Origin of the sequence: Haladaptatus litoreus (assembly GCF_900156425.1) — an archaeon.
Classification (GTDB): Archaea; Halobacteriota; Halobacteria; order Halobacteriales; family Haladaptataceae; genus Haladaptatus; species Haladaptatus litoreus.
On the sequence record NZ_FTNO01000001.1, the window covers coordinates 1,908,088 to 1,930,444 of the forward strand.

General features: G+C 60.4%; 30 protein-coding genes and 2 tRNA genes. 5 read left to right on the forward strand and 27 right to left on the reverse strand.

Translation table 11 applies throughout. The features are described from left to right. Nucleotides 1-49: 49 nt before the first annotated feature. Nucleotides 50-1,105, forward strand: coding sequence for a right-handed parallel beta-helix repeat-containing protein (locus BW974_RS10065; protein WP_084186226.1), 1,056 nt, complete (start codon nucleotides 50-52; stop codon nucleotides 1,103-1,105). A gap of 19 nt (nucleotides 1,106-1,124) precedes the next feature. On the opposite strand, the gene BW974_RS10070 is transcribed toward BW974_RS10065, so the two are convergent. The 27 genes from BW974_RS10070 to BW974_RS10200 form a co-directional block, all read right to left on the reverse strand. Then, the gene (locus BW974_RS10070; RefSeq protein WP_076429993.1) at nucleotides 1,125-2,126 is read right to left on the reverse strand and encodes an AI-2E family transporter; all 1,002 of its coding nucleotides are present in this window, start codon (nucleotides 2,124-2,126) and stop codon (nucleotides 1,125-1,127) included. Nucleotides 2,127-2,181: 55 nt separating this feature from the next. Continuing rightward, nucleotides 2,182-5,052, reverse strand: coding sequence for an HsdM family class I SAM-dependent methyltransferase (locus tag BW974_RS10075; protein ID WP_076429994.1), 2,871 nt, complete (start codon nucleotides 5,050-5,052; stop codon nucleotides 2,182-2,184). Between the two features lie 86 nt (nucleotides 5,053-5,138). Then, nucleotides 5,139-6,602: a preprotein translocase subunit SecY gene (gene secY, locus BW974_RS10080; protein WP_076429995.1), complete on the reverse strand. Its 1,464-nt coding sequence runs from the start codon at nucleotides 6,600-6,602 to the stop codon at nucleotides 5,139-5,141. Between the two features lie 313 nt (nucleotides 6,603-6,915). After that, nucleotides 6,916-7,401, reverse strand: coding sequence for an uL15m family ribosomal protein (locus BW974_RS10085; RefSeq protein ID WP_076429996.1), 486 nt, complete (start codon nucleotides 7,399-7,401; stop codon nucleotides 6,916-6,918). A 2-nt stretch (nucleotides 7,402-7,403) separates the two neighbouring features. Continuing rightward, nucleotides 7,404-7,868, reverse strand: a complete 465-nt coding sequence (gene rpmD, locus BW974_RS10090; RefSeq protein WP_076429997.1) for a 50S ribosomal protein L30 — start codon at nucleotides 7,866-7,868, stop codon at nucleotides 7,404-7,406. Continuing rightward, nucleotides 7,868-8,515, reverse strand: coding sequence for a 30S ribosomal protein S5 (locus BW974_RS10095; protein ID WP_076429998.1), 648 nt, complete (start codon nucleotides 8,513-8,515; stop codon nucleotides 7,868-7,870). The genes rpmD and BW974_RS10095 overlap by 1 nt, the downstream gene beginning before the upstream one ends. A gap of 1 nt (nucleotide 8,516) precedes the next feature. After that, entirely contained in the window at nucleotides 8,517-9,071 is a 555-nt protein-coding gene (locus BW974_RS10100) for a 50S ribosomal protein L18 (RefSeq protein ID WP_076429999.1), read from the reverse strand. Between the two features lie 2 nt (nucleotides 9,072-9,073). Beyond that, nucleotides 9,074-9,514, reverse strand: a complete 441-nt coding sequence (locus BW974_RS10105) for a 50S ribosomal protein L19e (protein ID WP_076430000.1) — start codon at nucleotides 9,512-9,514, stop codon at nucleotides 9,074-9,076. After that, entirely contained in the window at nucleotides 9,511-10,212 is a 702-nt protein-coding gene (locus tag BW974_RS10110) for a 50S ribosomal protein L32e (RefSeq protein ID WP_076430001.1), read from the reverse strand. The genes BW974_RS10105 and BW974_RS10110 overlap by 4 nt, the downstream gene beginning before the upstream one ends. A 3-nt stretch (nucleotides 10,213-10,215) precedes the next feature. Next, a complete protein-coding gene (locus BW974_RS10115) occupies nucleotides 10,216-10,752 on the reverse strand; it encodes a 50S ribosomal protein L6 (protein WP_076430002.1) in 537 nt (178 codons plus the stop codon). Between the two features lie 4 nt (nucleotides 10,753-10,756). Next, complete coding sequence (locus BW974_RS10120; RefSeq protein WP_076430003.1) at nucleotides 10,757-11,149, reverse strand: 30S ribosomal protein S8; 393 nt, start codon at nucleotides 11,147-11,149, stop codon at nucleotides 10,757-10,759. Nucleotides 11,150-11,151: 2 nt separating this feature from the next. After that, entirely contained in the window at nucleotides 11,152-11,328 is a 177-nt protein-coding gene (locus BW974_RS10125; protein ID WP_049969853.1) for a 30S ribosomal protein S14, read from the reverse strand. Then, the gene (locus tag BW974_RS10130) at nucleotides 11,325-11,849 is read right to left on the reverse strand and encodes a 50S ribosomal protein L5 (protein WP_076430004.1); all 525 of its coding nucleotides are present in this window, start codon (nucleotides 11,847-11,849) and stop codon (nucleotides 11,325-11,327) included. Before BW974_RS10130 ends, BW974_RS10125 begins: the two co-directional genes overlap by 4 nt. After that, a complete protein-coding gene (locus tag BW974_RS10135) occupies nucleotides 11,846-12,550 on the reverse strand; it encodes a 30S ribosomal protein S4e (protein ID WP_076430005.1) in 705 nt (234 codons plus the stop codon). The genes BW974_RS10130 and BW974_RS10135 overlap by 4 nt, the downstream gene beginning before the upstream one ends. Next, complete coding sequence (rplX, locus tag BW974_RS10140; RefSeq protein ID WP_076430006.1) at nucleotides 12,547-12,903, reverse strand: 50S ribosomal protein L24; 357 nt, start codon at nucleotides 12,901-12,903, stop codon at nucleotides 12,547-12,549. Before rplX ends, BW974_RS10135 begins: the two co-directional genes overlap by 4 nt. Then, nucleotides 12,900-13,298 (reverse strand): 50S ribosomal protein L14, encoded by a 399-nt coding sequence (locus BW974_RS10145; protein ID WP_049969849.1) that lies wholly within the window; start codon nucleotides 13,296-13,298, stop codon nucleotides 12,900-12,902. Before BW974_RS10145 ends, rplX begins: the two co-directional genes overlap by 4 nt. Further along, entirely contained in the window at nucleotides 13,298-13,642 is a 345-nt protein-coding gene (locus BW974_RS10150; protein ID WP_076430007.1) for a 30S ribosomal protein S17, read from the reverse strand. The genes BW974_RS10145 and BW974_RS10150 overlap by 1 nt, the downstream gene beginning before the upstream one ends. Beyond that, nucleotides 13,633-14,016, reverse strand: a complete 384-nt coding sequence (locus BW974_RS10155; protein WP_076430008.1) for a ribonuclease P protein component 1 — start codon at nucleotides 14,014-14,016, stop codon at nucleotides 13,633-13,635. Before BW974_RS10155 ends, BW974_RS10150 begins: the two co-directional genes overlap by 10 nt. A gap of 2 nt (nucleotides 14,017-14,018) precedes the next feature. Continuing rightward, nucleotides 14,019-14,231, reverse strand: coding sequence for a 50S ribosomal protein L29 (gene rpmC / locus BW974_RS10160; protein ID WP_076430009.1), 213 nt, complete (start codon nucleotides 14,229-14,231; stop codon nucleotides 14,019-14,021). After that, complete coding sequence (locus tag BW974_RS10165; protein ID WP_076430010.1) at nucleotides 14,231-15,121, reverse strand: 30S ribosomal protein S3; 891 nt, start codon at nucleotides 15,119-15,121, stop codon at nucleotides 14,231-14,233. Before BW974_RS10165 ends, rpmC begins: the two co-directional genes overlap by 1 nt. Continuing rightward, nucleotides 15,121-15,582, reverse strand: coding sequence for a 50S ribosomal protein L22 (locus tag BW974_RS10170; RefSeq protein WP_076430011.1), 462 nt, complete (start codon nucleotides 15,580-15,582; stop codon nucleotides 15,121-15,123). Before BW974_RS10170 ends, BW974_RS10165 begins: the two co-directional genes overlap by 1 nt. 3 nt (nucleotides 15,583-15,585) lie before the next feature. Continuing rightward, nucleotides 15,586-16,011: a 30S ribosomal protein S19 gene (locus BW974_RS10175; protein ID WP_049969843.1), complete on the reverse strand. Its 426-nt coding sequence runs from the start codon at nucleotides 16,009-16,011 to the stop codon at nucleotides 15,586-15,588. Beyond that, entirely contained in the window at nucleotides 16,008-16,730 is a 723-nt protein-coding gene (locus BW974_RS10180; RefSeq protein WP_049969842.1) for a 50S ribosomal protein L2, read from the reverse strand. The genes BW974_RS10175 and BW974_RS10180 overlap by 4 nt, the downstream gene beginning before the upstream one ends. Before the next feature lie 2 nt (nucleotides 16,731-16,732). Continuing rightward, entirely contained in the window at nucleotides 16,733-16,984 is a 252-nt protein-coding gene (locus BW974_RS10185; protein ID WP_076430012.1) for a 50S ribosomal protein L23, read from the reverse strand. Then, complete coding sequence (rpl4p, locus tag BW974_RS10190) at nucleotides 16,981-17,727, reverse strand: 50S ribosomal protein L4 (protein WP_076430013.1); 747 nt, start codon at nucleotides 17,725-17,727, stop codon at nucleotides 16,981-16,983. Before rpl4p ends, BW974_RS10185 begins: the two co-directional genes overlap by 4 nt. 3 nt (nucleotides 17,728-17,730) lie before the next feature. Continuing rightward, a complete protein-coding gene (locus BW974_RS10195) occupies nucleotides 17,731-18,747 on the reverse strand; it encodes a 50S ribosomal protein L3 (RefSeq protein WP_076430014.1) in 1,017 nt (338 codons plus the stop codon). Between the two features lie 4 nt (nucleotides 18,748-18,751). After that, nucleotides 18,752-19,594 carry a putative RNA uridine N3 methyltransferase gene (locus BW974_RS10200; protein ID WP_076430015.1) on the reverse strand — a complete coding sequence of 281 codons (843 nt, stop codon included), beginning with the start codon at nucleotides 19,592-19,594 and terminating at the stop codon, nucleotides 18,752-18,754. 212 nt (nucleotides 19,595-19,806) lie between these two features. Between BW974_RS10200 and BW974_RS10205 the strand changes: the two genes are divergently transcribed. The 4 genes from BW974_RS10205 to BW974_RS10220 all read left to right on the forward strand — a co-directional run bounded on the left by BW974_RS10205 (nucleotide 19,807) and on the right by BW974_RS10220 (nucleotide 22,273). Continuing rightward, a tRNA-Gly gene (locus BW974_RS10205) sits at nucleotides 19,807-19,877 on the forward strand. 505 nt (nucleotides 19,878-20,382) lie between these two features. Then, nucleotides 20,383-20,453: transfer RNA gene (locus tag BW974_RS10210), tRNA-Gly, on the forward strand. Nucleotides 20,454-20,759: 306 nt separating this feature from the next. Continuing rightward, a complete protein-coding gene (locus BW974_RS10215; protein WP_076430016.1) occupies nucleotides 20,760-21,209 on the forward strand; it encodes a pyridoxamine 5'-phosphate oxidase family protein in 450 nt (149 codons plus the stop codon). A gap of 56 nt (nucleotides 21,210-21,265) precedes the next feature. Beyond that, nucleotides 21,266-22,273, forward strand: coding sequence for an alpha/beta hydrolase (locus BW974_RS10220; protein WP_076430017.1), 1,008 nt, complete (start codon nucleotides 21,266-21,268; stop codon nucleotides 22,271-22,273). Nucleotides 22,274-22,357 lie beyond the last annotated feature (84 nt).

Here is a 22,357-nt window from a genome sequence, read left to right on the forward strand (position 1 = left end):
GGCACGATTGGGGCGAATAACGAACTTCGAGGGGCACGAGAACCGGAGCATGCGAACAGTTTGGGTCGTACTGTCGGTTGCACTGGCGTTCACACTGGTTCCAGGTGTCGGCGGGACAGCGGGCCAACAGGCCGCTGTCCCGCAACACGCCGCTTCCGTGAGCGAGCACGGAGCGCAGACCGGTGATTCCGTCACCTCGGTTGATTCCTGCACGACGATTTCGAATCCGGGTCGCTACGCCCTGACGAGCGACGTGACGAATGCCTCGGAGGACACCTGCATCCGCATCACGGCGGACAACGTGGTGTTCGACGGGCGAGGAAACGACATCGACGGCGTCAGCGCGTTCGGTTCCGCTGGCGTCCTCGTCACGGGGGGACAAAACGTCACAGTTCGGAACGCGGCCGCAACTGACTGGGACGACGGAATTCGATTCACGGGCGTACAGAACGCAACCGTCAGAGATACCACGACGGCTCGAAACCGCGTCGGCCTCTCGCTCGTCTCGCTCCGCGGCGGAACCGTCGTGAACAACACCGCCCGGGAGAACGCGGTGGCGGGCGTCTTCCTCGTCGGCGCGAGCGAAAACAACACGCTCCGGAACACGACGGCAAGTGAAAACGCGCTGGTGGGCGTGCAACTCGTCGAAGCGCGGGGGAACAGCCTTGTCGATACGGTCGCCCGCGGCAACGAGTTCGGGGTCGCCCTGCTCGGTGCGAGTGATAACACGGTCCGCGGAAGCGTGGCGAGCGAGAACGAAATCGCGGGACTGTGGCTCTCCGCTGCCAACGACAACCGCATCCGTGACAATCGAGTGACGAACCGATTTTACGGGATTTATCTCGCGGACAATGCGCGAAACAACACGGTCGAATCGAACACCGCACTGGGGAACCCCGTGGGCGTTCGCCTCCGGGCGAGCGACGAAAACGCCGTCCTCCGCAACCGCGTTTCGAATAGCAGTGACACCGGAATCCTGCTCATTTCGAGCAACGACAATCGCGTCGCTGGCAACACCGGCGCGGACAACCGACGGGACATCATCGTCTCAGCATCCTCGCAAGGAAACACCCTGTCGAACAATTCGGTGGGGGAGCGAGGGTGAGTAATCGCGGAAATGTAACTCACACCCGAGGGGCGTATTCGCGGGCGAACACCGTGACGAGCGAGCGAAATACGCCGAGGACGATGGGGCCGAAAAAGAGTCCCATGAAACCGAACGCGTAGACGCCGCCGAAAATGCCGACGACGAGCAGGCCGGGATTCAGTCGTGCCTCGCGGCCGCTGACCACGGGGCGCAGATAGTTGTCCGAGAGGCTGATGACGAGCGTTCCGTAGACGAACAGAAACAGGGCGGGTATCGGACGGTTCACGACGAACAGATACGCTGACGCCGGAAGCCAGACGACGGAGGCCCCGATAATCGGAAGGAGCGAGAGGAGTGTGGTGACGACTGTCCAGAACACGACGCCTGGAACGCCCGCGATGGCGAGGCCTATACCCGTCAATACGCCTTGTACGACCGCTACGAGGACGTTGCCGACCAGCACGCCCCACATGACCTGATTCATCTCGCCGTACAGTTCGTCCTGTACCGACGTCGGAAGGGGCGTGCTTCGTCGAATCCAGCGGAGCAAGGTTTCGCCGTCCACGAGGAGGTAGTACAGGAGAAACGCCAGAATCGTGATTCCGATGAGGGCGTCGGAAATCCCACCGAAGATGCTCATCGCGTTGTCCACGATTTGGGAGGTGATGTCCTCCGGAATGAACTCCCGAATGTTTCGCCCCTCGATGGTGATTCCGGTGTAGCGTTCGACGAGGTCGAGCAGTTCGAGGAACTGCGGGTCGCCGCGGAGGACTGCCTGAAGAATCGTCGCCGCCTGCTCGACGGCGATGACCAAGAACGTCGCGATGGGGACGAGTATCACGAGCGTGGTCGTGACGAGAAGCAACAGCGCCGAAATCCGCGGGCCGATTCGCGGCGCGAGCCGTTTTTGAAGCGGATAGAGGACGTAGCTCAGCAGAATTGCGGCCAGTACGAACTGGAGAAACGGCTTGACTAACAGTCCGGCGAGGAGGCCGAACACGGCGATGAGGAACACCAAAAACCCACGTTCCCTGTTCATGAGAGTACGACAGCGCGATGACGCATAAATCGACGCCCCTGAATTTTGATGTGACCTACTCGTTCCGTCCCCGAGTGTCGCCGAACGCCACCTCGATACCGCTCTCTAACTCGTCTACGCTCCGAATCAGTGCGGCCACTTCCTGTCCTTTCTTCCGCCGCACCAGTTTGAGCGTTCGTGCAATCTCTCGTATTTCACCGACGTCGAGGTCGAAACCGAGAACGGACGCGACGACGTCGTCGATGTCGTCGCGTCCGCGTTCGTCGCCATCGGCCAACGTTTCGAATCCGTTCCGGACGGTTTCCTTTTGCTCGTCGGTCAAGCTATCCGGGTCAACGACGTGGAGCGTTCGAAGGTCGGAACTTGAGAGGTTTATCGCCCCGCCGCCGGTGACTCTCCCGTGGCTTTCGATGACGATTTTCGAGAGGCTGGAGTTCAGCAGTCCGAGCAGGAGCGCGGAATCGACCGTCGTCGGTCGTACCAACAGAAACCGGTTGCTGGCGACGATTTTCTCGTCGGTTCGGGCGAAAAACCGGTGCGTGTCCATCGCCTGCGGACAGATGATTGGGGCAGTGTTGTCGTCCAACCGACCCATATCGAACCACGGTTCGTTGAGTTTCACCGACTTGTTCGACCGAGCGGAGTGTGTCTCCGCCCAGCGAAGATACGACAGCACGCCCTCGTAGCCGTCGCGCTGTAGTGCAGACGTGACGTTGTCTGCGGGGTCGTTCCTGGTCTCTCCCGCCGATTCGGCCGTAGCTTCAGCGTCTGATGCGACCGCCGAAACGTACTCGTCCATGTCGAGCATCCACCGTTCCGCGTCCGGTGCCGTCTGCTCGTACCCATCGACTTCCCTCACGCTCTTTACCGCGGGTCGCAGGAATCGGTCGTCGATGGCGTGAGAGTGGACTGTTTCCCTATCGAGGACGAAAATCGGATTCGCCCCCGTTTTCTTCCCCCGCGTTATCGTGGCGATGTCGGACAGCGTAACCGTATTTTCGTGTTCCAAAACCGCCGTGTAAAGTGTCGGAGCAGTGATGTACTGCTGGAGTTTCGCTTCGGAATTGTTCGCCAGATACGATTGCGAGATAGTAATCGTTCGATACGCCGAACCCCCTCGAATCGTCATGTAACTCCCGTCCGGAACGTCCTCGGTTCGGTCGATGAGTGCCAACACGTCGTCGTCGTCCATCCGTTCGTTGAGACGAACGAACTTCGTCTGCGTGTTCTCGCGCGCCGCCGCGTCGTCGGTTCGTTCCATCAACAACAACACCGTATCGACCAATGCATCCTCGAAGAGGCGATTTCGGAAACCGACCACCGCTTCGACTTTGTACTGGTCGTAGAGAAATCGGCGGAGCGACGGGCCGTAATCCGTTGCCATCCACTTCGTCGGAACGACCCACGCCAATCGCGCCCCCTCTCGGAGAAATCGGGTGACGTTCGTGAGGAAGTAACAGTAGAGGTCGCTTCGTCCGTCGATTGCTTTCCCGCCGTCGTAGTAGTTCCGCGGCGAAGGTTCGAACCGCCGTAGGTGTTCGCGGAAATGGTCGCGGTTCGGGTACAGAAACTCCTGTCGGACGTAGGGTGGATTTGCCACCGTCGCGTCGAACGTCCCGATTGCGTCGCCCGTTGTGGATTCCTCCTCGTTTGCTTCCGTATTCGGCCGTCCCGTCCCCGGTTCGAGGTCGAAGAAGTCGGCGTGGTACGCAAATCGCTTCGTCGTCGGTTCGCGGACGTTCCGGGTCGCGAGATTGAGCGCGGTGAGATGGAGCGGAAACTCGTTTATATCGACCGCTGTGATTCGTCGGAGGATTTCCCGGTGGGAAAGTTCCCCCAACTCATCCAGTCGTTTGTACGCCTCTATCGCAATCGCTCCGGAACCGCTGGCCGGGTCGAGAAATCGGTCGTCTGGCGACCGAATCGCCCACCGAGAAAGAAGTCGTCCGATGGCATCCGGCGTGTAGAACTGCCCGAGTTCCTTGCGCTCTTCGACTGGAATGAGCTTCTGATACAACTGCCCGACTGCGTCAGTGTCGATGGCCGAAAACGGCTCTTCTTCGATACTGCTGACGAAGTCGGACAACCGCTCCCGCGTTCGGTCGTCGTTCGGAATCGCGGCGAAAAATTCGCTATCGGCCTCGAAAAGCGGAGCGAAGCCGTCGCCACCCACCGACTGAACGTACCCTGAAAGCTGTTGGTCGAAGGGGTACACCGATTCATCCGACGGCTGGTCATCGCCGAACTCGGCCGCGCGGCCGAGTTCGGCGAACACGGTTCGGTTCAACAGCAGATATGCGTACTGCTGGGCAGCGATTCGAAACGTCCCTTTCAGGTCGGGAAATTCGAACGGATAGTCGTTTTTCCGCGCCCACTCAACCAACAACTCTCGAAATCGGTCGCAGTCATCGAATTTCTCGCGGATGAGTGACTCGTACAGCGGAAAGATGCTGGTGTGAAAACTCCGGAGACGGGGGACGACGATGTCGTCGAATGTGGTGGAAACTTCGGAACCGTCCTGCAATTCGACACCGTCTGCAACGAGTTTCCCGACGAACTCCTCGACAGTCTGAGTGCGAAGGTCGTAATGGCGTCGCGCAAATTCTGTTTCGTCGGTGGGGGATTCGACACCGTCCGTCGTGGATTCGGTTCGCCCGAACAGGAACGCGTCGTGTTCGTTCGCCGTGACGAACAGGCTCGCATCTTTCTTTCGGGCGTACCGCTCACCCTGTCGGCGCACGTCCGCAGAGTGCGGGTCTACGGTTTTGTCAGTGATCTCGATGGGAATGCCATCGCGCGAGGTGGAGGGAACGAGGATGCTGGTTGCGTCGTTTCTGCCGAGTGTCTCGAAGTCGGCGTCGTGCGTAGAGAGGTGTCGCTCTATCGCCGAACAAAGACGTGCGTGGAAGGAGGACTTCGGCGGCATATTCCGTGACTCAAAGGTCTAACTCAAGACCCTTCTGTGATTCGGATAGCACGACCGCGAAAAAGAACGAGTGTGTTCCGTGGAGATTATCCGCCGAACATCTCGCGCATCATCGGATGCATCTCCATCAACTGCTCTTCTGCGATTTCCTCGTAGAGCTTGTACGTGATGGACACCGTCAGCAGGAGTCCGGTTCCGGACACTGCCCCGATGGTGCCGAGCATGTTCGCCATGACGGCCAACAGGCCGACCAGCGCGCCGCCGAGGACGGTGACCTGCGGGATGTACCGCTCCATCACTTTCTCGATGACGCCGGTGTTCTGGCGGAAGCCGGGTATCTGCATCCCGGAGTTCTGAATCTGTTTCGCCGTCGCCTCCGGCCCCATGTCCGTCGTCTCGACCCAGAAGATGGCGAAGATTGCGCCACCGACGACCATGAAGCCGAGGTCAACCGCAACGCGGAGGAGCACTTGCCACGCTTCGTGTGTCGCCGCGGGACCACCGGCCCACCACATCCAGTCTCCCGGTTGCTGGATGGGTGCGAGATAGTAGAAGAACCCACTCGTGGGTTGTCCACCACTGTAATTACCGAGCCACGCTGGAAGACCGCCGAGTTGGCTGTCGAGGATGCGCCCGAGGAACTGGATGTTCGCTTGCAGGGCGCGGACGAGGATCATCGGCAGGACGCTCGCGTAGATGAGCTTCACGGGGAAGCGACCGCGGGCACCCTTCACTCGCGCGTGGCTAAGCGGAATCTCGACACGCACGCTTTCCGCGTACACGACGATGGCGAAGATGAACAGCGTCGTCGCGAGGGCGAGCAAACTGCCGCCGTCGAACAAGAGGAACTGAATTCCTTCACCCGTCAGCAGCGACGGAACGTTCTGCGCGCTGCCGGTGATGATAGCAATCCACTGCGGGATGATACCCGTCTGTCCCTCCATTCCGGGCGAGATGAACCCGCCGACGAGGCTCTGGCTGACACCGGCGATAATGAACAGTCCGATACCGCTCCCGACACCCCATTTGCTCACGATTTCGTCCATGAACAGGATGAGAATCGCGCCGACGAATATCTGCCCGAAGATGAGCCACTGCACGGCCATCGTGGAGCCGAGCGCGGCGGCGAGCGCCTGCTCCGGCTGGAAGAACCCACCGACGAACACCATCGGCAGGCCGGTCAGGCAGATCATCACGACCACCAGCAGCTTCTGGAGGCCCTGATACAACACTTGGTCGCGCGGATCGTTCGTATCGAGTCCGAGGAGGTCGGCACCGCCGAGCAGTTGGAGGACGATGCTCGCGGTGACTATCGGCCCGATACCGAGGTGTAACACAGACCCCTGTGCGCCCGCGAGTAGCGAGCGGAACTGACCAAAGAGGTCTGTACTCGTATTCACTCCGTACAGAGTGACGTTCGTCAAGAAGAAATACAACACGAGAACGCCTGCCGTCCACGTTAGCTTGCGCTTGAAGGGGACGTGCCCCTCCGGGCGCTGGACGGTGGGCATCCGTGTCAAAACCGGTTCTGCGGTTTCTTTCCAACCCATTGACTATGCCTCCGACTTCATCACACGTATCTCCTTCGACTTCGCAATGTGACAGTCCGTGGAGTTTCCCCCGTTTTCTCGCGTCGAGCGAACGTTGTCCAACCGGGAACGGAAAATCAAAATCGGAATCACGGGAACGTTTCAGTCGTCCTCGACCAGCCGAGGGTAACCGTCGAATCGATATGTGTCCGGGAGTCACATACTATCCTTTTCAATGACAGTACAATTCGTCAGTTCGAACAGGGCAGCACACTAAACAAACCAGTCGGTAGCAAGGAAATGGCGTCAAGAAACGGAATATGTTCGGTGAAGATTACTGGGCTTCGTCTTCGTCGTCGTCCGACTCCTCTTCTTCTGCTTCGGCGCGGTCGCTAAGGACGGCGTCGCCGTCCGCTTCCTCGATGAGTTCGACTGCGGATGCCGAGAAGGCGTCCGCGGTCACGTCGAGGCTGTTGCGAACCTGACCGCCGCCGAGCACCTTGACGGCGTCGGCGTCCCAGGCGTCATCGACGACGTCGCGTGCGTCGATTTCGTAGCCGTCGTCGGTTTCCTCGGCGATGCCCTCTGCTGCGAAGAGCATGGCGTCTTCGTCGAGTTTCTGCACGGACACGGTGAGCACCGTCTCCTTTGCGTCTTCGGGTCGTTTGAACCCGTGCTTTCCGAGCGGTTCGTAGTTGTGGAACTCGTGTTTGGCGCGGCCTGCGCGTCCGCGTCCACCGCGGTTACCCGCACCGCGGCGGTTCTTGTGCGTCCCGCCGCCGTGCGTGCGCGAGCCACGTTGGCGTCGTTTCTTACTCATGGTTATCGCATCGACTTGAGGAGTTCGTTGATTTCCTCAGTCGTGTGTTTGCCGAGTTGGCCGCCCTCTTTCGTGGGGTGTTTGATGCCGTCGTGACCACCGCGTGGTGGGTGGAGTCGAAGGACGGGCGTCAGTCCCTGTTCTCGGAGCGTCGTCTCCTCGTCGAGGAGCGCCTCCGCGAGTTCGGCGAAGTCGGCGTACTCTGTGTTCTCTGCGAGCCATTCCTCGTCAACGTCCTCGTTTCCGTCGAGCACTTGTGCGCGCTTCGACAGAACCGTCTCAAGAACGTCCTGCTCTGGTTCGCCGTGGGCGACCCAGTCGTTGACCTTCGTCACCATGCCGCGGTAGGTTTCCGTCTCCGGAACCAGCGCGCAGTGGTTGACCTTGTGGAGGTTGAGCATGCTCAGCGTGTCACGGACACCCTGCGTCATGTCAACCTCACCGCGAACTTGAACGACTGCTCGCATCAGTCAGCCACCTCCGGCTCTTCGTCGGGGCGGGCGCGCGGACCGCGTGCCTGCGATGCGTTCTCCAAGGCGTTGTACGTCGCCTTGGCGAGGTTGAGCGTCGTTCGCGTGTTGCCGTGGCTCTTCGTCCATGCGTTCTCGATACCCGAGAGTTCGAGGATTTTACGCACGGTGTCGGTCGCCGCAAGCCCCAGTCCAGCGGGTGCTGGAATGAGTTCGACTTCCACACTGCCCGCCTTACCGGTCGTCCGGTGGGTGAGCGAGTGCGGTCGGTCGCTGCGGTCTTCCCACGACCCTGCGCCGCGGGGAACGTTGACGATGTTCAGCTTCGCAATCTCGATTGCTTTCTGAATCGCACCGCCAACTTGGTCGTCTCGTCCTTCTGCGTAGCCGACGAACCCGTCGCGGTTGCCGATGGCGCAGACACAGCGGAACTTGACACGCCGCCCGGAGTCGGTCATGCGCTGAACCATGTTGATGTCCAGCACTTCGTCTTCGAGTCCGGGAAGGAGTTGGTCAACGAGCTCCGGCTCCTTCAGTGGGAGTCCGGAGTTGAGGGCGTCTTCCATCGTGTCGATTTCGCCCTCGACGACCTTGCGGCCGAGACGGGTCTGGGGTTCCCAGCCGTCGTTGTAGTTTGCACACATATTATTCGTCCTCCTGGAGGGTTGAGAGCACTTCGTCGAAGTGCTCGGGTAGTTCGGTGGCGTCGAAATCGCCGCTGTAAAGCGGCTCGTCTAACTGCTCTGCGTACTCGGCGATGTGTTCGCCGCGGTTACGCGACCAGTCAGCCAGCACGCTGTCGTTGTGCGGGATGTCGAGGCCAGCGTCGATTGCACCTTCCTGTACTGCGAATGCCTTGCTACCGGGGGTTGCCGTGTTGAGGCCGATGTCGAGGACTGCTTCCTCGTAATCGGCGTCAAGTGCGCGTTTGCCGAGCAGGTATCCGGTGAGGTACGCGCTAGGGAGATTGCCCGTCGGGGCTTCCCAGCCGTACTCCTCCAGATCGCCGGAGAACGCACTTGCAACCGTATTGTCGCCGTCGGGACCCATCGTGACCAGCTGCGCCCTGACGTGCTGGTTGCTCTTCCGAGCGACCAGGCGGGGCTTGCCCGATTTCAGCAGGCGCAACCTCTGATGGTAGTCAGTTCGGACCTCGCGGCGTCGGCGCATCGGCACCTTGTATCGTGGTCCAGTTGCCATTGTTAGTAGTTGTTCTCGATGTAGTTGAGCAGATACTGCACGCTACGGAACTCGCCACCCTTGGACTTGTCGTAGAGGTCGCGGTACTGCGACTTCGTAATCTCGCCCTCGGAACGGAGTTCACGCAGTTTGCGTCTCTGCGCGCGGATTTGGTTCTGCCACTCCTCTTTGGAGTTTTTGCGGCCGCCCTTCTTCCCCTTCCGGGTGCCCGGCCCCTTGCGGTGACCGTATTTGCGCTTCGCTTTGCGCTCGCGGGCTCGGCCGCGGGAGTTGCTCTTTGCGTCTTTCGCCTGAATCGACCCGTCGTCGACGAGTTCGCGGATGTCTTCGCGGGTAATCGCGTCCGCGATGGCACCCTGCGCGTCGGGGTCGAACCAAACGCGGTTCTTCCCGACGTCGAGCACGTCGGCGGCGAGTCGCTTCTGTGCACTCAGGTCACTCATTCTTCTACCTCCACTTCAACGTAGGTCGGGTTGAGGACACGAATGCCCTCTTCCTCGGCGACTTCCTCGATACGCTCGCGTTTGCGAGCACCGACTTTCGAGGCGATACGGACCGCTTCCGTGTCGCCGTCCACGCCGTCTAAGTCGTCGACGTTGTGGACGTGAACCTCGTCGAATCCGCTCGGGTGTTTACCTCGGACGGATTTCGGCGTGCGGTAGCCCGCCTCGACCATGTCGCCTTTGCCCTTGATGCCGCGGCGTTGCTTGCTCAGCGCACCGCGGGGCTTGCGCCACGATTTGGGCGTCCGCTTTTTCTTGTGGTAGTCCTGTCGATTGAACTGCGGTTTGCCCTCGCGTTTGCGCTGTTGGAGAAGTCGCGCTTCCTCGTCTTCGAGGTCAGGCGTCTTCTCGGACAGGCCGCGTGGTTGCAGTTCGGTTTCGACATCTTCGTCCGGTTCCTCTTCTTCTGCCTCGTCGTCCTCGATTTCGGCTTCGGTTTCCTCTTCGACTTCGAGGGCACCGACGTCCGCTTTGATACGGGCGGCGAGTGCGTTGCCGATTCCATCGACTTCGGCGAGGTCGTCCTGACTGGCGCTGGCAATGTCCTCGACGGACTCGTAGCCCGCGTCGCGGAGCGACTCGGCCTTGCTATCGCCAACACCGCTGATGTCTTCTATCTGTTCTGGTTCGTCTGCCATCTATCAGGCACCTCCTGTAGACGGCTTTTCCGTGATGTAGACGCCGTCTTGGAACACACGCGTGTCTTTGCCGCTCACGCGAGTGAGTTGTTCGATGTCCGCAGCGGTCTGGCCCACGTCTTCGATACTGGGGCCGCGCAGGAACAGTTCCTCGTCGCTGACTTCGACGGTGGTGTCCCCGTGGATGTTCGTCTTACGGGGCGCTTTCTCACCGAGGAAGTTCTCGATGACGACTGCGTCGCCCTCGGAACGAACCTGCATCGGGAAGTGAGAGTAGAAGACTTCCATCTTGTACTCCCACTCCTCGGACACGCCGTGAATCATGTTTCGTGCGTGGCTCTCGAACGTTCCCATCGTCGCCTTCGTTTTGGCGTCGGTGGAATCGCTCTCGATGACTACTGCGTTGTCCTCAACGCTGACAGTGACGTCTGGGTACCAGAGCCGTCGCGTAACGGTTCCTTCCGGTCCATCAACAGTCAGGTCGAGGTGGTCTACGTCAGCGGTCACCTCGTCCGGAATTTCGATTTCTACTCGTGGCATGGTTCTAGTAGACGTAGGCGATGACTTGGCCACCGATTCCCTGTTCGCGGGCCTCGTAGTGGCTCATGACGCCGTGGCTGGTCGTGACGACGAGTGACCCGTAATCTTGGGCCGGGAGGAATCGTTTCTCCCATTTCTCGAAGTCGTCTTTGCCCACGGAGTACCGGGGCTTGACCGCGCCACATTCGTTGATTGCGCCTTTTAGTTCGACCTCGAAGTGACCGGCTTTGCCGTCGTCGACGAACTCGAAGCCGTCGATGTACCCGTGGTCGTAAAAGACCTCAAGTACGCTGCCAATCTCGTTCGAGGCGGGCTGTACCGTGTGGGACAGATGACCGACACTCTCGGCATTGTCCACGCCTGAGAGTGCGTTGCTGAGTGGGTCGTTTCCTGCCATGGTTATCGGTACTTCTTGAATCCCATGTCGCGTGCAATCTCGCGGAAGCACTGGCGACACAGATTGATGTCGTATTTTCCGACCAGACCTTGCTTTCGACCACAGCGCTGGCACGTTTCGATTTGTCCAGTGCGTTTGGCCGTCTGCTCGCCGGTCGCGTCGTTCTCACTTTCGCTCATTCGTCCACCTCAACGTCGAAGTTGGCTTCGATGAACGCCGTTGCGTCCTCGGCCGTCAGTCGGTGGTTCGACGGAATCTGGCGGGACACCTTGTCGCGCTTTGCGACGCGGTAGCCCGGCCGGACGAGATTGACGGTCACGTCAAGCCCGTAGATTCCGACGTTCGGGTCGTATTCCTGACTCGGGAACTCGGTGTGTTCATCGACACCGAAGCTGAAGTTCCCCGTCTCGTCGAACTGCGATTTCGAGAGACTGGAAAGCGGCAGCGCAGTGTCGAGGAACTCGTGGGCGGCCTCGCCGCGAAGTGTGACCTTCGCACCGATTGGGTCGCCCTGACGGATGCCGAAGTCCGGAAGCGTGGACTTCGCCAGCGTGCGGACGCTCTCCTGCTCGGTTACGTCCTCTAAGATTTCCTCGGCGTTGGCGAGTTCTCGACCACCTTCACCGACGCCCATGTGGACGACGACCTTCTCCACTTTCGGCTCTCGCATCTCGTGGAAATCGGCCTCGGCTTCGCTCATTCGTCGTCACCTCCTGCAAAGTTCTCGTCGATGACGACGAGGTACTCTTCGACGGTTTCGAACGTGGTGTCGTCACCTTCGACGGTGACGGTGTTCGAACCGCTTCCGGGCGTCACCGTGATGTCGGCGACTTCGCCGATTTCGCCCGCGTGCTGACCGCGGACGGCAGTGACGAGACAGCCTTCCTCGTATGGGAAGTGAGCGAGAATGTCCTTCTCTTCGGTACCCACGACGATGGAGTCTTTCGTGCTGTAGTCGTCGGCGTCGTCCACGCGGAGATTGCTTCCGTCGTGGAGGTTGAGTTGCGTTTCGCCACCGGTGACCTGCGTCTTGTCTTCGATTTTCGCCAGTCGGCCGTCCGCCGCATCTGCGTCGATGGGGGTCAGCGCGAGGCGTCCACCTTCGTCGGGGAAGACGCGGTAGTACTCTTCGCGTTCGATGAACGCGATGATGTCGAACATGCCGATGGGTCGCTGTTCGTCGCTGATTGCCTCGCCGTTCACGAGGATAGAATCCTGGTTGAGCGCGTAGCGGGCTTCCTTCTTCGAGTTCGTGTAGCCCAGCACGTCCCGCAGGATGATGAGGAGCGGGACACCGTCACGCCCGTGCGGGCCAGCGCCGGCCTTCACGGTGAACGTGGCGGTCTTTCGCTCGACCGGCCAGGAGTTCGGAACGGAGAGTCGTTTCTGATGGTTGCTCATTCGGTATCACCTTCCAGACGCGCCTCGCGGCGGTCGTCTTCGAGGTTGAGGTCGGTCACGCGAACGTTGCTCGTGTCGAGCGGACGCGGAACGTCCTCGCCGTCTGCTTTTTCGAGGGTGACTTCCTCGACGTGGATGACTGCGTTTTTCATATCCACTTCGAGCACTTCGCCCTCTTCGCCGGCGAAATCGCCGCGCATGACCTCGACCGTGTCGCCCGCGTTGACGCGGACGCTTCGCTGACCGTACTCCTCGCGGAGGTCGTCGGACAGCGTCGCTTTGACCTGCTGGTGCCGCTGGTGAAGCGGGGCGCGTTCGGTCTGGTTTCGCTGTTTGCGTGGTTGTCGGGTCATACTATCATCGTAGCTGTGCTTGCAATACTTCCAAACCGCTCGGCGACTTCTTGCGCGATGGGACCTTTAATCTCCGTCCCTCGCGGCTCTTCGACGTCGTCGATAACGACGGCCGCGTTGTCTTCGAATTTGACACGCGTGCCGTCCGGTCGGCGGATGGATTTGCGCTGTCGAATGATGACGGCTTCCAGCACCTGACGCCGCATTTCGGGCGTCCCCTTCGTTACGGACACGGTGATTTTGTCACCGATGCCCGCCTTCGGGTGGCGGCTCTTCGTGCCGTGGTAGCCGGAGACGCTGATGACTTTCAGCTCGCGTGCGCCGGTGTTGTCGGCACAGTTGAGCAGGGAGCCTTTCTCGACGCCCTGCGTCACGTCAGCTTTCAGCGCTTCCATTAGTTGTCACCTCCCTCCGTGGCGTCGTCCGCCACGGTCTCGACGACGACGTGTGATTTCGTCTTCGAGAGCGGTCGGGTTTCTGCGATACGAACCGTTTCGCCGACTTCGAGAGTCAGGCACTCCGGCGCGTGGGCCGGAACGCGGGAGCGACGTTTCATCTGCCGGTCGTATTTCGGCACTGTAACGTCGTACTCTCGCTCGACGACAACGGTCTTTTCCATGTCGGTGGAGGCGACCTCTCCTTCGAGAATCTGTCCGCGCACGGAAAGCGTTCCGTGGAACGGGCAGTCCTCGTCGGAGCATGTCTCCTCCGGTTCTGGTACGTTCAATCCTAACGCCATTTCGAATTACCTCCTACTTCGGTACGCAATGCGGGTCGTGAGAGCAGTGTGACTCCATCCACCGTAACGTAGGCTCCGCCCTCGCAGAAGCCAGACTGACCGGATTGTTCTCCGGCAGTTTCCGACTCCCGTTTGGACGGAGTCCCCGTTCCCTCGCGGGAAACGGCGGCTTCATCTGTGAGTCTAAACTCGAATCTCGTGCCCTGCTTTGGTACCTGCCACGACCGAGACGCGGACTCGACAGTAAGCGTGCGCATCGTTTCGGACACGACCCGACCATCGATACCTTCGAGGGCGGGATTCGTGGCTGAAACGACTCGCACGGGCAGACCGGCGAGTTCGTGTTTCGTGAGCGTCTCGGGTGTCAGTGGCATGGTTACTCTTCCGTAGAGTCCCCTTCTTCTTGCTGAATCGTCTTGATTCGAGCGATGGTTCGGCGAAGTTCCTTGATGCGGCCCGGATTTTCGGGTGCACCACCCGCGGCCTTGACTGCCTTCGTGTTGAGCAGTTCCGTCTCGAGTTCTTCGAGTTCTGCTTCACGCTCGGCAGGCGTCATGTCGCGGATTTCTCCGTTGTGAAGGATCGCCATTATTCTTCACTCTCCTCGTCTTCCATCTCTTCGAGCAGTTCCTCGGCTTCGGCTTCGACTTCCTCTTCGAGTTCGTCGAGTTCTTCTTCGACGGACTCGGGTTCGGAGTCGTCTGCCTCTGCCGACTCTTCCTCGATGACTTCTTCGACGATTTCTTCGTCAACTTCGGTTTCGCCGGGTTCCGGCGATTCCTCGTCGGCTTCGAGCTCTTCGAGGGTTTCCTCGTCGGGTTCCTCGATGAGGGCCGCTTGCTCGTTTGCCTCGACGGCTTCCGGAACGAGTTCTTCTGGGTTCGCACCCTCCTCGATGTGGAAGTCGTCGGGCAGATTGGCTCCCGGCGGGATGATTTTGACGTCCACGCCGATGGTGCCGAGCTTCATCACTGCGACGCCCTGACCGTGGTCGACGATTTCCTGTGCGGGTTCACCGTTGTGCTTGATGTAGCCACGGTTGAACTTCTCCACGCGTGAACGTGCGCCCGTGACTTTCCCGGACAGGACGATTTCGGCGCCGAGTGCGCCGGAGTCCATGATACGGTCGATGGTCGTGTGACCTGCCTTCCGGAAGTACCAACCGCGCTCGAGCGCGTTGGCGAGTCGGTCGGCGACGATTCGGGCGTTCAGATCCGGTTCATCGACCTCTTGAACGTCGATCTGCGGGTCGTCGAGATTGAACCGCTCACCGAGTTCTCGGGTGATTTTCCGGATGTTCTTCCCGCCCTTTCCGATAACCATACCGGGCTTTTCGGCCTTGAGGACGATCTGTGTCCCCATCGGCGTCTTGGCGACGTCCATGCCGCCGTAGCCCGCTCGACCGAGTTCTTCCGAGAAGAACTCGTCTATCTGCGAGCGCTGAAGCCCGTCTTCGATGAATTGATGTTCGTCTGCCATTATTCTTCGACCTCCTCAAGGATGAGTTCGACATCCACTTCAGGGGTGTTCCAGGCGCTTGCGCGGCCGAATGCGCGCGGCTTTCGACCCTGCACTTCGCCGACCTTGTGGGCGGCGACGTGCATGATTTCCATCGACTCGCCGTCGAAGCCTTGCGCATCCGCGTTGGCGGTGACGTTGTCGAGGAGTTCGATGAACGCCTTGCTCGCCTTCTCTGGGTAGCGACCTGCGTCCCAGCCGTCGATGTCCGAGCGATGGCCGACGCCGCTGTTGTGCTGCTTAAACGGCACCGACCGCTCCTCGTTCACGACCTGCTGGAGGTACGCTTTCGCGTCCCCGGCAGTTTTGCCCTTGATTTCGCGGGCAATCGCCTTGCTGTGCTTGTGGCTCATATGCCGCTCCCGAAGCATCCCTTTCGCGGTGGTGTCCGGGTCGGCATCGACGCTGTAGCTGATTCCCATGGTTTATTTGAGTGGCACGAACTTCGAGGAGCGGGTCGCACCGATTCCTGCTTGTCCGTGTTCAACTGAATTGCGGGTCAGCTGGAACTCGCCGAGGTAGTGGCCCAACATCTCCGGCTCGATGCGGACACGTTCGAACTCACTGCCGTTGTAGACGGCGAACGTCTTGTCAACGAACGATGGAAGCACCGGCATGTCGCGCAGGTGCGTCCGAATCGGGCTGTTTGCCGATTCTTCCTCGGTTTTGTTCCGGGCCTTTTCGAGCAGTTTCTCTTGCTCGACGGTCAACCCGCGAAGGATGCTTCGCCGCTTGCGTGCGGGGAGCAGTTCTGCGACTTCCTCCAGGCTCATGTCCTGCAGTTCGTCCAGGTCGTAGCCGCGATAGGTGAACTCACCCTCGCGTCCGGTTCGGTATTCGTTTCCGCTCATTTGTTACCTCCACGTCCAGTTCGTTTGGACGCGATGTCTCCGACCTTTCGTCCCGGCGGGGCATCCCGCGAAACGCTTTTCGGTCGGCCGGGGTGCTGGCGGCCACCGCCACCGAACGGGTGGTCGACGGCGTTCATCGCCACACCACGCACGTTCGGCCACTTCGTGCCGCGTGCTCGCATCTTGTGATGTTTGTTACCGGCCTTGACCATCGGTTTCTCCGTTCGTCCGCCACCGGCGACGACGCCGATGGTGGCGCGGCAATCAGGCGACAATCGCTTGATTTCGCCGCTCGGGAGTTCGACAACTGCGGCCTCTCGGTCGTGCGTGATGAGGTCCGCGCTGACGCCGGAGGCGCGCGCGAACTTTCCGCCGTCACCGGGCTGGCGCTCGACGTTGCACACCGGAACCCCTTCCGGGATTTCGGCGAGCGGGAGCGTGTTGCCGGGCTTGATTTCGGCGGAGACGCCGACCTGAATCTCCTCGCCCACTCCGACGCCTTCCGGCGCGAGGACGAGTCGCTGGTCGCCATCGTCGAATTCGATGGCTGCGACTGGGGCACTGCGAGCAGGGTCGTGTTCGATGCCGACGACCGTGCCAGTGACCAAGTCGTTGTCTTCGTTCTGCTTGTGGCTCAGTTCAGCCTTGTATCGGTGCGACGGTGCGCGGAAAGTCGGTCCACCGCGACCACGTCGCTGTCCCTGAATCCTTCGTCCCATTGTTAGAACACCCCGATTCGGGAGGCGACGTCCTGCGCGTCGTCATCGTCCGACAGCGCGACGGTCGCCTTCTTTTTCCCTTTCATCGTCACTTGGGTGTTGATCTTCTCGATGGTGACTTCGTAGCGCTCTTCGACTTCGTCTCGAATCTCTGGCTTCGTGGCGTCGAGCGAAACGATGAACTGGAGCTTGTTGTCGAAGTCCATCTCGTTCATCGCCTTCTCCGTAACCCACGGATATTCGATGACGCTCATCGGTCTGCCACCTCTTCGAGTGCGCTCTCCGTCCAGACGGTCAGTCGTCCTGCCTGCGTCCCGGGGGCGAGGTCTTCTGCGTTGACCTCGCGCGCCGTCGCAACGTCAGCGCCAGCGAGGTTGCGCGCCGCGCGCGATGGTTCTTCGCTGGTGACGAACAGGATCGACTTCGGCGTCTTGTACTTGCGGCCACGGGTCGTCCCGCGCCCTGCGCGAATCGTCTTGTTTTCCTCCGCGCGCGTGACGTCGGCGTCGATGCCGACCGCTTCGAGGAAGGAAACGACTTCCTGCGTCTTGACGAGGTCTTCGAACTCGTCGCTCACGACGAGCGGCAGTTCGGTGTCCTCGTCGAAGCGGTGTCCGCGCTCGGAGACGCGCTCTGCATCCGTCGTCGCCGCGATGGCGCTTCGGATTGCCTGCTTTCGCTCTTTCTTGTTGATGGAGAGCGTTCGGTCTTTCTCCGCCTTCGGCGGGTGTGCGACACGCCCGCCCACGGTGAATGGAACGCGAGCGGCCTTTCCGTTCGTTCGCGGGACGTGGGCCATACCGCGGCCACTGCCCGGCGACTCGGCGGAGGTCCGCATTCCGGCGTGCGGGTCGGTGCCGTAGTCTTGTTTCCGGTTTGCCTGTGCGGCGAGCACTGCACGCTTGATGAGGTCCGTCCGGACAGTCGTGTCGAACACGTCCGGAAGGTCAACCGTGTCAGCTTCCTCGCCATTCAGGTCACGTACTGTTGCCTGCATGGGTTATCCCTGGTTAGACTCCGTACTTACGTAGCGCACCTCGGGGTCGAGGCGCGGTTGGTCAGTCGGTCGAACTGCAGGGCGGAAGCGCACGAGGCGTTTGTTCGGCCCCGGAACCGAACCCTTGATGAGCGCGTACGAGCCATCGACCTCGCCGTAGTTGACGAATCCGCCGTCGACGGAGGCTTCGTCGTCGTCGCCGAGGGAAATGAGGCGCTTGTTGAGTTCGGTGCGCTGGTGGTAGCCCATCTGACCCAGCTGTGGAACCGTCGAGCGAACGCGCGACGGATTCCACGGGCCGAGGTTCCCGATGCGGCGTCTCCAGCCTTGGCGGGCGTGTTTGCCCTTCCGCTTCTGGACGCCCCATCGTTTGACGGGACCCTGCGTTCCTTTACCTTTCGTGACGCCACCGATGTCGAGGTACTCGCCTGCGCGGAACACGTCAGTGATGTCGTGTTCTCCGCCGTCTTCGAGTACGTCGAGCGCGAAGTCGGCGCGCTCCGTGAGGGAGCCGCCGCCGACGCGCGTTTCCATGACGTCCGGTCGTTTCTTCGGTACGTTCTTCAGCTCGCTTGGGACGGTGTGGGTGATGACCCGGAGGTCTGCCACGTCGCCTGCCTCGATGGCGGTGCGGAGTTCGTCCTCCGCGGATTCGGCGTCGTGGTTTTCCGGCACGTTGAGCGTGCGGTCGAGTTCGTCGTGGAACTCGCTACCCCACACTTCCGTCAGCGGCTTCTTCCCGTATGGCGTGTCTTCGTAGGCTCGGAGAGCGACGGCCCGCATTGGGGGCGTCTCGACGATGGTGACGGGAACGGTTTCCTCCATCCCTTCGCGGGGGGAGTTTGCTTCGTCGTTGACCATCACCACGTGGGTCATTCCTGCCTTGTAGCCCGCAAAGCCTTGGAGCGACGGCTGACCGTCGCTATCGGGCCATGAGTTGAAGCGCGGAACCTCGCTGGTTGCACGCTTACGGGGGCCGAAGCCCAGCGAACCTTTTCGTGGTCTGCTTGTTTGTGGCATCGTATCACTCGCTGTTGAGGTTGAGGCAGGCGAGGGAAGCGAACATCGCTTCTTCAGTTCGTATGACCTCGCTGCCTTGGTTCGGAACCGTATTCAGCCAGAGGTCGAACCGGGCTGGTACGCCGGATTCGACCGCGGAGATACGCTCGGGTTCAACCCCGAGTATCTCCGGCAGTCCCCGACCGGGCGAGCCGAACACGACAGACATGCCGTCGCGTTCGGTTTGCGCAACGATTTCGTCGAGCCGCGCCACGGAGAGCGATTCTCCGAAGCGGGACGTGGCGATTCGAACGCCAGCATCGTCGCGGTCGAGGGCCGCCGAGAGGTTCATGCGCATCACTGTGTAGCCCGACTGCGGGGCGTCCACGAGTTTCGCACGAACCGGTCTTCTCGAAGAGATCCTGACGGTAACGCGCTCCCCCTCGCCGACCGTCATTTGCGACGGTACGACGAGCGAAATCGGGTGTTGCAATCCGCAATTGACCCGGACGCGCCCTTCAGGTCCGACCTCGGTCACGATTCCCTGTCTTAACGACCCCGAATCGTCGGATTCGGAGCCGGTCTGCGATGGTGCGCGGAGCGGCGGTAGGACGCCCACATACTCCAACTCGTCTTGCTTCCCGAACGCCTCCTTTCGGAGGTATGGCGGGGTTGCGGCGTACCGGAGTACGGTTTCGACGAATCCGCCGCCCCATTTTCGCTCGCCTTCCGAATCGGGGAAGACGATGAGGTTATCTGCCCGGAAGATGGTCGCCGCGCGGGCGACGTAGCCGATCTTGCGAGTTGCCTCGCGTTTGTCTTCGGCTTCCCGGACGAGGGACGACGGCACGAGTATGTTGACGGTCATACCGTGACGCTTCGACGCCTCATCACTAGACTGTAGCGAAATTTTCTCAGTGATGGTTAAAAGGGTGACGCTTCCGATTCGGGAGCGTGACGTATTCACACGCCCGAAACCCTCCGAATCAAGAGGAGTAAGAGAGTGATTGCCACACGAGGGCATCCCGACTCGCAAGTCTTATACTGTAGTCGGGAATACGAGGAAGTGCAAGCAACACTGCGCTGGTAGTGTAGTGGTATCACGTGACCTTGCCATGGTCACAACCTGGGTTCAAATCCCAGCCAGCGCATTTCTATCACGAGCAAACCCGTGAGCACCGCGTAGCGTGTGCTCGCTCTACCGCGAGTGATGAAATCGCCCGGAGATTTGAGCAGACAAGTCACAGCCCGCACAGGCGAACGGAGTGAGCCGAGCAGGAATGTCTTGACGAGTTCAAATCCCAGCCAGCGCACTTTTGCGAACTCACAACGACGAGCGGAGCGAGTCGTCTGTGAGCAAAATGCCACTGGATTTGAGCAGACGAGTCGCACGCCCGGAAGCGCAACGACCGGAGGGAAGTGAGCATCCCGGAACGTCTCGGCGAGTTCAAATTCCAGTCAGCTGCATTTCTATCACGAGCAAACCCGTGAGCGACGTCGCTGGGCGTCGCTCGCTGCTCGTGTCAGTGGATAATCGTCCTGCGCTCGCCCGCGCGCGAGAACAATTAAGATTATTCTCGGCTTGCTCTCGCTATCCCGCTTGCGTAATACATTTATACCTAGCCGTAGCAAGATTGTACTGTCGAAAAACACCACGCGCTGGTAGTGTAGTGGTATCACGTGACCTTGCCATGGTCACAACCTGGGTTCAAATCCCAGCCAGCGCACTTCTATCACGAGCAAACCCGTGAGCACCGCGTAGCGTGTGCTCGCTCTACCGCGAGTGATGAAATCGCCCGGAGATTTGAGCAGACAAGTCACAGCCCGCACAGGCGAACGGAGTGAGCCGAGCAGGAATGTCTTGACGAGTTCAAATCCCAGCCAGCGCACTTCTCACTGACGCAAACCCGTGAGCGACGCCGGTCGGCGTCGCTCACGAAACGGTTTTTGCCACACGAAAGACATTCAACGTCATCCAAAACACCCCAGAAACGCACCGATTCGTTTTCTATCGGCACGTCGTACAGCCGTTTATGCAGGGACTTCGGTGGGTGGGGATGACGGACGGAGAGATGAACGACTTTCTCGGAGAGGGCGGCACGGGCGTCATCTCATTTTCGACGCCCGCGGACGACCCGCCGTTTACGCTCCCGGTGTCGTATGGCTACTACGAAGATACGAGCAGTTTCTACTTCCGACTCGCGTTCCCGGAGGGAAGCGGGAAGGAAACCCTACTCGACGACCCGGTTTCGTTCGTCGTGCACGAAAAAACGGGCGCGGGCTATCGGAGCGTCGTGGCGAGTGGCCACCTTGAATCGGTAGACGAGTTGCCATACGACTCCGCCGCCGCGCAGCGGTTGTGGGGCGTTCAAATTCCGGTAGTGGATATTTTCGACCAACCGCCGGAAGACGTTCCGTTTCGGCACTTCCGACTCATACCGGAGGAGTTGAGTGGGCGGAAGGAAGTGCATTCAGACGACTGAGTTTTATCGGCAATTACGCTTACCTACCTCCCCCACGACTCGTTTCTGGCAAAACCATGTCGTCAGAAAACTCTGAAACCGAGATAACCGCAAAGCGAGCAAAGGAACTCGACCCGGACGCCGAATCGTTCCTCGAAACGCTCGAATCGGAGGGCGTTCCACAGGTCGAGACGCTGAGCGTCGAACAGGCCCGCGCCCTGCACACCGATGCGTTCACGCCCGAGGCAGAGCCCGAATCAGTCGCGGCGGTCGAAGAGAGAATCATCGGAACGTTCGGCAAGAACATCCCGGTTCGAATCTACACGCCCGAGGGGAGTGAGGACGGCCAACACCCCGCGCTCGTCTACTTCCACGGCGGCGGGTGGGTGCTGGGCAATCTCGACACCCACGATTCGGTCGCACGGTCGCTGGCGAACCGAGGCGACTGCGTAGTCGTTTCGGTCGAATACCGGAAGGCACCCGAAAATCCGTTTCCGGCGGCGGTCGAAGACGCCTACGGGGCGACGAAGTGGACGGCGACGCACGCCGAGGAAATCGGCGCAGACCCCGACAAATTGGCCGTTGGCGGGGAGAGTGCGGGCGGGAACCTCGCGGCCATTGTGGCGCAGATGGCAGACGAAAAGGAACTCGGCGCGCCTGACATCGACTTCCAACTGCTCGCCTATCCGGTAACGAACCACGATTACGGGACGGAATCCTACAGCCAGAATGGGTCGGGCTACTTCCTCACCCGACCGCTCATGATCTGGTTCTGGAACCACTATCTGCGAGAGGATGTGGATGGAAACAACGTGCGTGCTTCGCCGCTCCTCGCTCGTGATTTGTCGAACTTGCCGCCCGCATTCGTGTTGACCGCGGGATACGACCCCTTGCGCGACGAGGGAACCGCATACGCGAGTCGATTGAACGAGGCGGGTGTCTCAATCGAACACGTGAACTACGGCGCAATGATTCACGACTTCCTCAACATGCGGCAGTTGGACGACCCGTTTCCCGACGTCGAACGGGCGGACGACGCGCTCGACCGGGCGGGGGAAGCACTGCGCGAGGCGTTCGAGGAGTGAAGACGAAGGACGACGGCGAGGAGTGGCGGCGCGATTCATCCGCCGAAATCCTCTTGCCGGAATCCGCCGTCCAGAGCATGAGGT

What these genes read in the sequence shown, in the direction of transcription:
- BW974_RS10105 (WP_076430000.1), bottom strand. Translation starts at nt 9,514, where the DNA reads ATGAGTGACCTGAGTGCACAGAAGCGACTCGCCGCCGACGTGCTCGAC.
- BW974_RS10195 (WP_076430014.1), bottom strand. Translation starts at nt 18,747, where the DNA reads ATGCCACAAACAAGCAGACCACGAAAAGGTTCGCTGGGCTTCGGCCCC.
- BW974_RS10175 (WP_049969843.1), bottom strand. Translation starts at nt 16,011, where the DNA reads ATGAGCGGAAACGAATACCGAACCGGACGCGAGGGTGAGTTCACCTAT.
- BW974_RS10125 (WP_049969853.1), bottom strand. Translation starts at nt 11,328, where the DNA reads ATGAGCGAAAGTGAGAACGACGCGACCGGCGAGCAGACGGCCAAACGC.
- BW974_RS10075 (WP_076429994.1), bottom strand. Translation starts at nt 5,052, where the DNA reads ATGCCGCCGAAGTCCTCCTTCCACGCACGTCTTTGTTCGGCGATAGAG.
- BW974_RS10110 (WP_076430001.1), bottom strand. Translation starts at nt 10,212, where the DNA reads ATGGCAGACGAACCAGAACAGATAGAAGACATCAGCGGTGTTGGCGAT.
- BW974_RS10120 (WP_076430003.1), bottom strand. Translation starts at nt 11,149, where the DNA reads ATGGCAGGAAACGACCCACTCAGCAACGCACTCTCAGGCGTGGACAAT.
- BW974_RS10085 (WP_076429996.1), bottom strand. Translation starts at nt 7,401, where the DNA reads ATGAGTAAGAAACGACGCCAACGTGGCTCGCGCACGCACGGCGGCGGG.
- rplX (WP_076430006.1), bottom strand. Translation starts at nt 12,903, where the DNA reads ATGACCCGACAACCACGCAAACAGCGAAACCAGACCGAACGCGCCCCG.
- BW974_RS10135 (WP_076430005.1), bottom strand. Translation starts at nt 12,550, where the DNA reads ATGAGCAACCATCAGAAACGACTCTCCGTTCCGAACTCCTGGCCGGTC.
- BW974_RS10130 (WP_076430004.1), bottom strand. Translation starts at nt 11,849, where the DNA reads ATGAGCGAAGCCGAGGCCGATTTCCACGAGATGCGAGAGCCGAAAGTG.
- BW974_RS10185 (WP_076430012.1), bottom strand. Translation starts at nt 16,984, where the DNA reads ATGAGCGTCATCGAATATCCGTGGGTTACGGAGAAGGCGATGAACGAG.
- rpl4p (WP_076430013.1), bottom strand. Translation starts at nt 17,727, where the DNA reads ATGCAGGCAACAGTACGTGACCTGAATGGCGAGGAAGCTGACACGGTT.
- BW974_RS10165 (WP_076430010.1), bottom strand. Translation starts at nt 15,121, where the DNA reads ATGGCAGACGAACATCAATTCATCGAAGACGGGCTTCAGCGCTCGCAG.
- BW974_RS10215 (WP_076430016.1), top strand. Translation starts at nt 20,760, where the DNA reads ATGCAGGGACTTCGGTGGGTGGGGATGACGGACGGAGAGATGAACGAC.
- BW974_RS10065 (WP_084186226.1), top strand. Translation starts at nt 50, where the DNA reads ATGCGAACAGTTTGGGTCGTACTGTCGGTTGCACTGGCGTTCACACTG.
- BW974_RS10100 (WP_076429999.1), bottom strand. Translation starts at nt 9,071, where the DNA reads ATGGCAACTGGACCACGATACAAGGTGCCGATGCGCCGACGCCGCGAG.
- rpmC (WP_076430009.1), bottom strand. Translation starts at nt 14,231, where the DNA reads ATGGCGATCCTTCACAACGGAGAAATCCGCGACATGACGCCTGCCGAG.
- BW974_RS10180 (WP_049969842.1), bottom strand. Translation starts at nt 16,730, where the DNA reads ATGGGACGAAGGATTCAGGGACAGCGACGTGGTCGCGGTGGACCGACT.
- BW974_RS10070 (WP_076429993.1), bottom strand. Translation starts at nt 2,126, where the DNA reads ATGAACAGGGAACGTGGGTTTTTGGTGTTCCTCATCGCCGTGTTCGGC.
- secY (WP_076429995.1), bottom strand. Translation starts at nt 6,602, where the DNA reads ATGGGTTGGAAAGAAACCGCAGAACCGGTTTTGACACGGATGCCCACC.
- BW974_RS10150 (WP_076430007.1), bottom strand. Translation starts at nt 13,642, where the DNA reads ATGGCGTTAGGATTGAACGTACCAGAACCGGAGGAGACATGCTCCGAC.
- BW974_RS10095 (WP_076429998.1), bottom strand. Translation starts at nt 8,515, where the DNA reads ATGTGTGCAAACTACAACGACGGCTGGGAACCCCAGACCCGTCTCGGC.
- rpmD (WP_076429997.1), bottom strand. Translation starts at nt 7,868, where the DNA reads ATGCGAGCAGTCGTTCAAGTTCGCGGTGAGGTTGACATGACGCAGGGT.
- BW974_RS10200 (WP_076430015.1), bottom strand. Translation starts at nt 19,594, where the DNA reads ATGACCGTCAACATACTCGTGCCGTCGTCCCTCGTCCGGGAAGCCGAA.
- BW974_RS10155 (WP_076430008.1), bottom strand. Translation starts at nt 14,016, where the DNA reads ATGCCACTGACACCCGAGACGCTCACGAAACACGAACTCGCCGGTCTG.
- BW974_RS10220 (WP_076430017.1), top strand. Translation starts at nt 21,266, where the DNA reads ATGTCGTCAGAAAACTCTGAAACCGAGATAACCGCAAAGCGAGCAAAG.
- BW974_RS10145 (WP_049969849.1), bottom strand. Translation starts at nt 13,298, where the DNA reads ATGGAAGCGCTGAAAGCTGACGTGACGCAGGGCGTCGAGAAAGGCTCC.
- BW974_RS10115 (WP_076430002.1), bottom strand. Translation starts at nt 10,752, where the DNA reads ATGCCACGAGTAGAAATCGAAATTCCGGACGAGGTGACCGCTGACGTA.
- BW974_RS10170 (WP_076430011.1), bottom strand. Translation starts at nt 15,582, where the DNA reads ATGGGAATCAGCTACAGCGTCGATGCCGACCCGGACACCACCGCGAAA.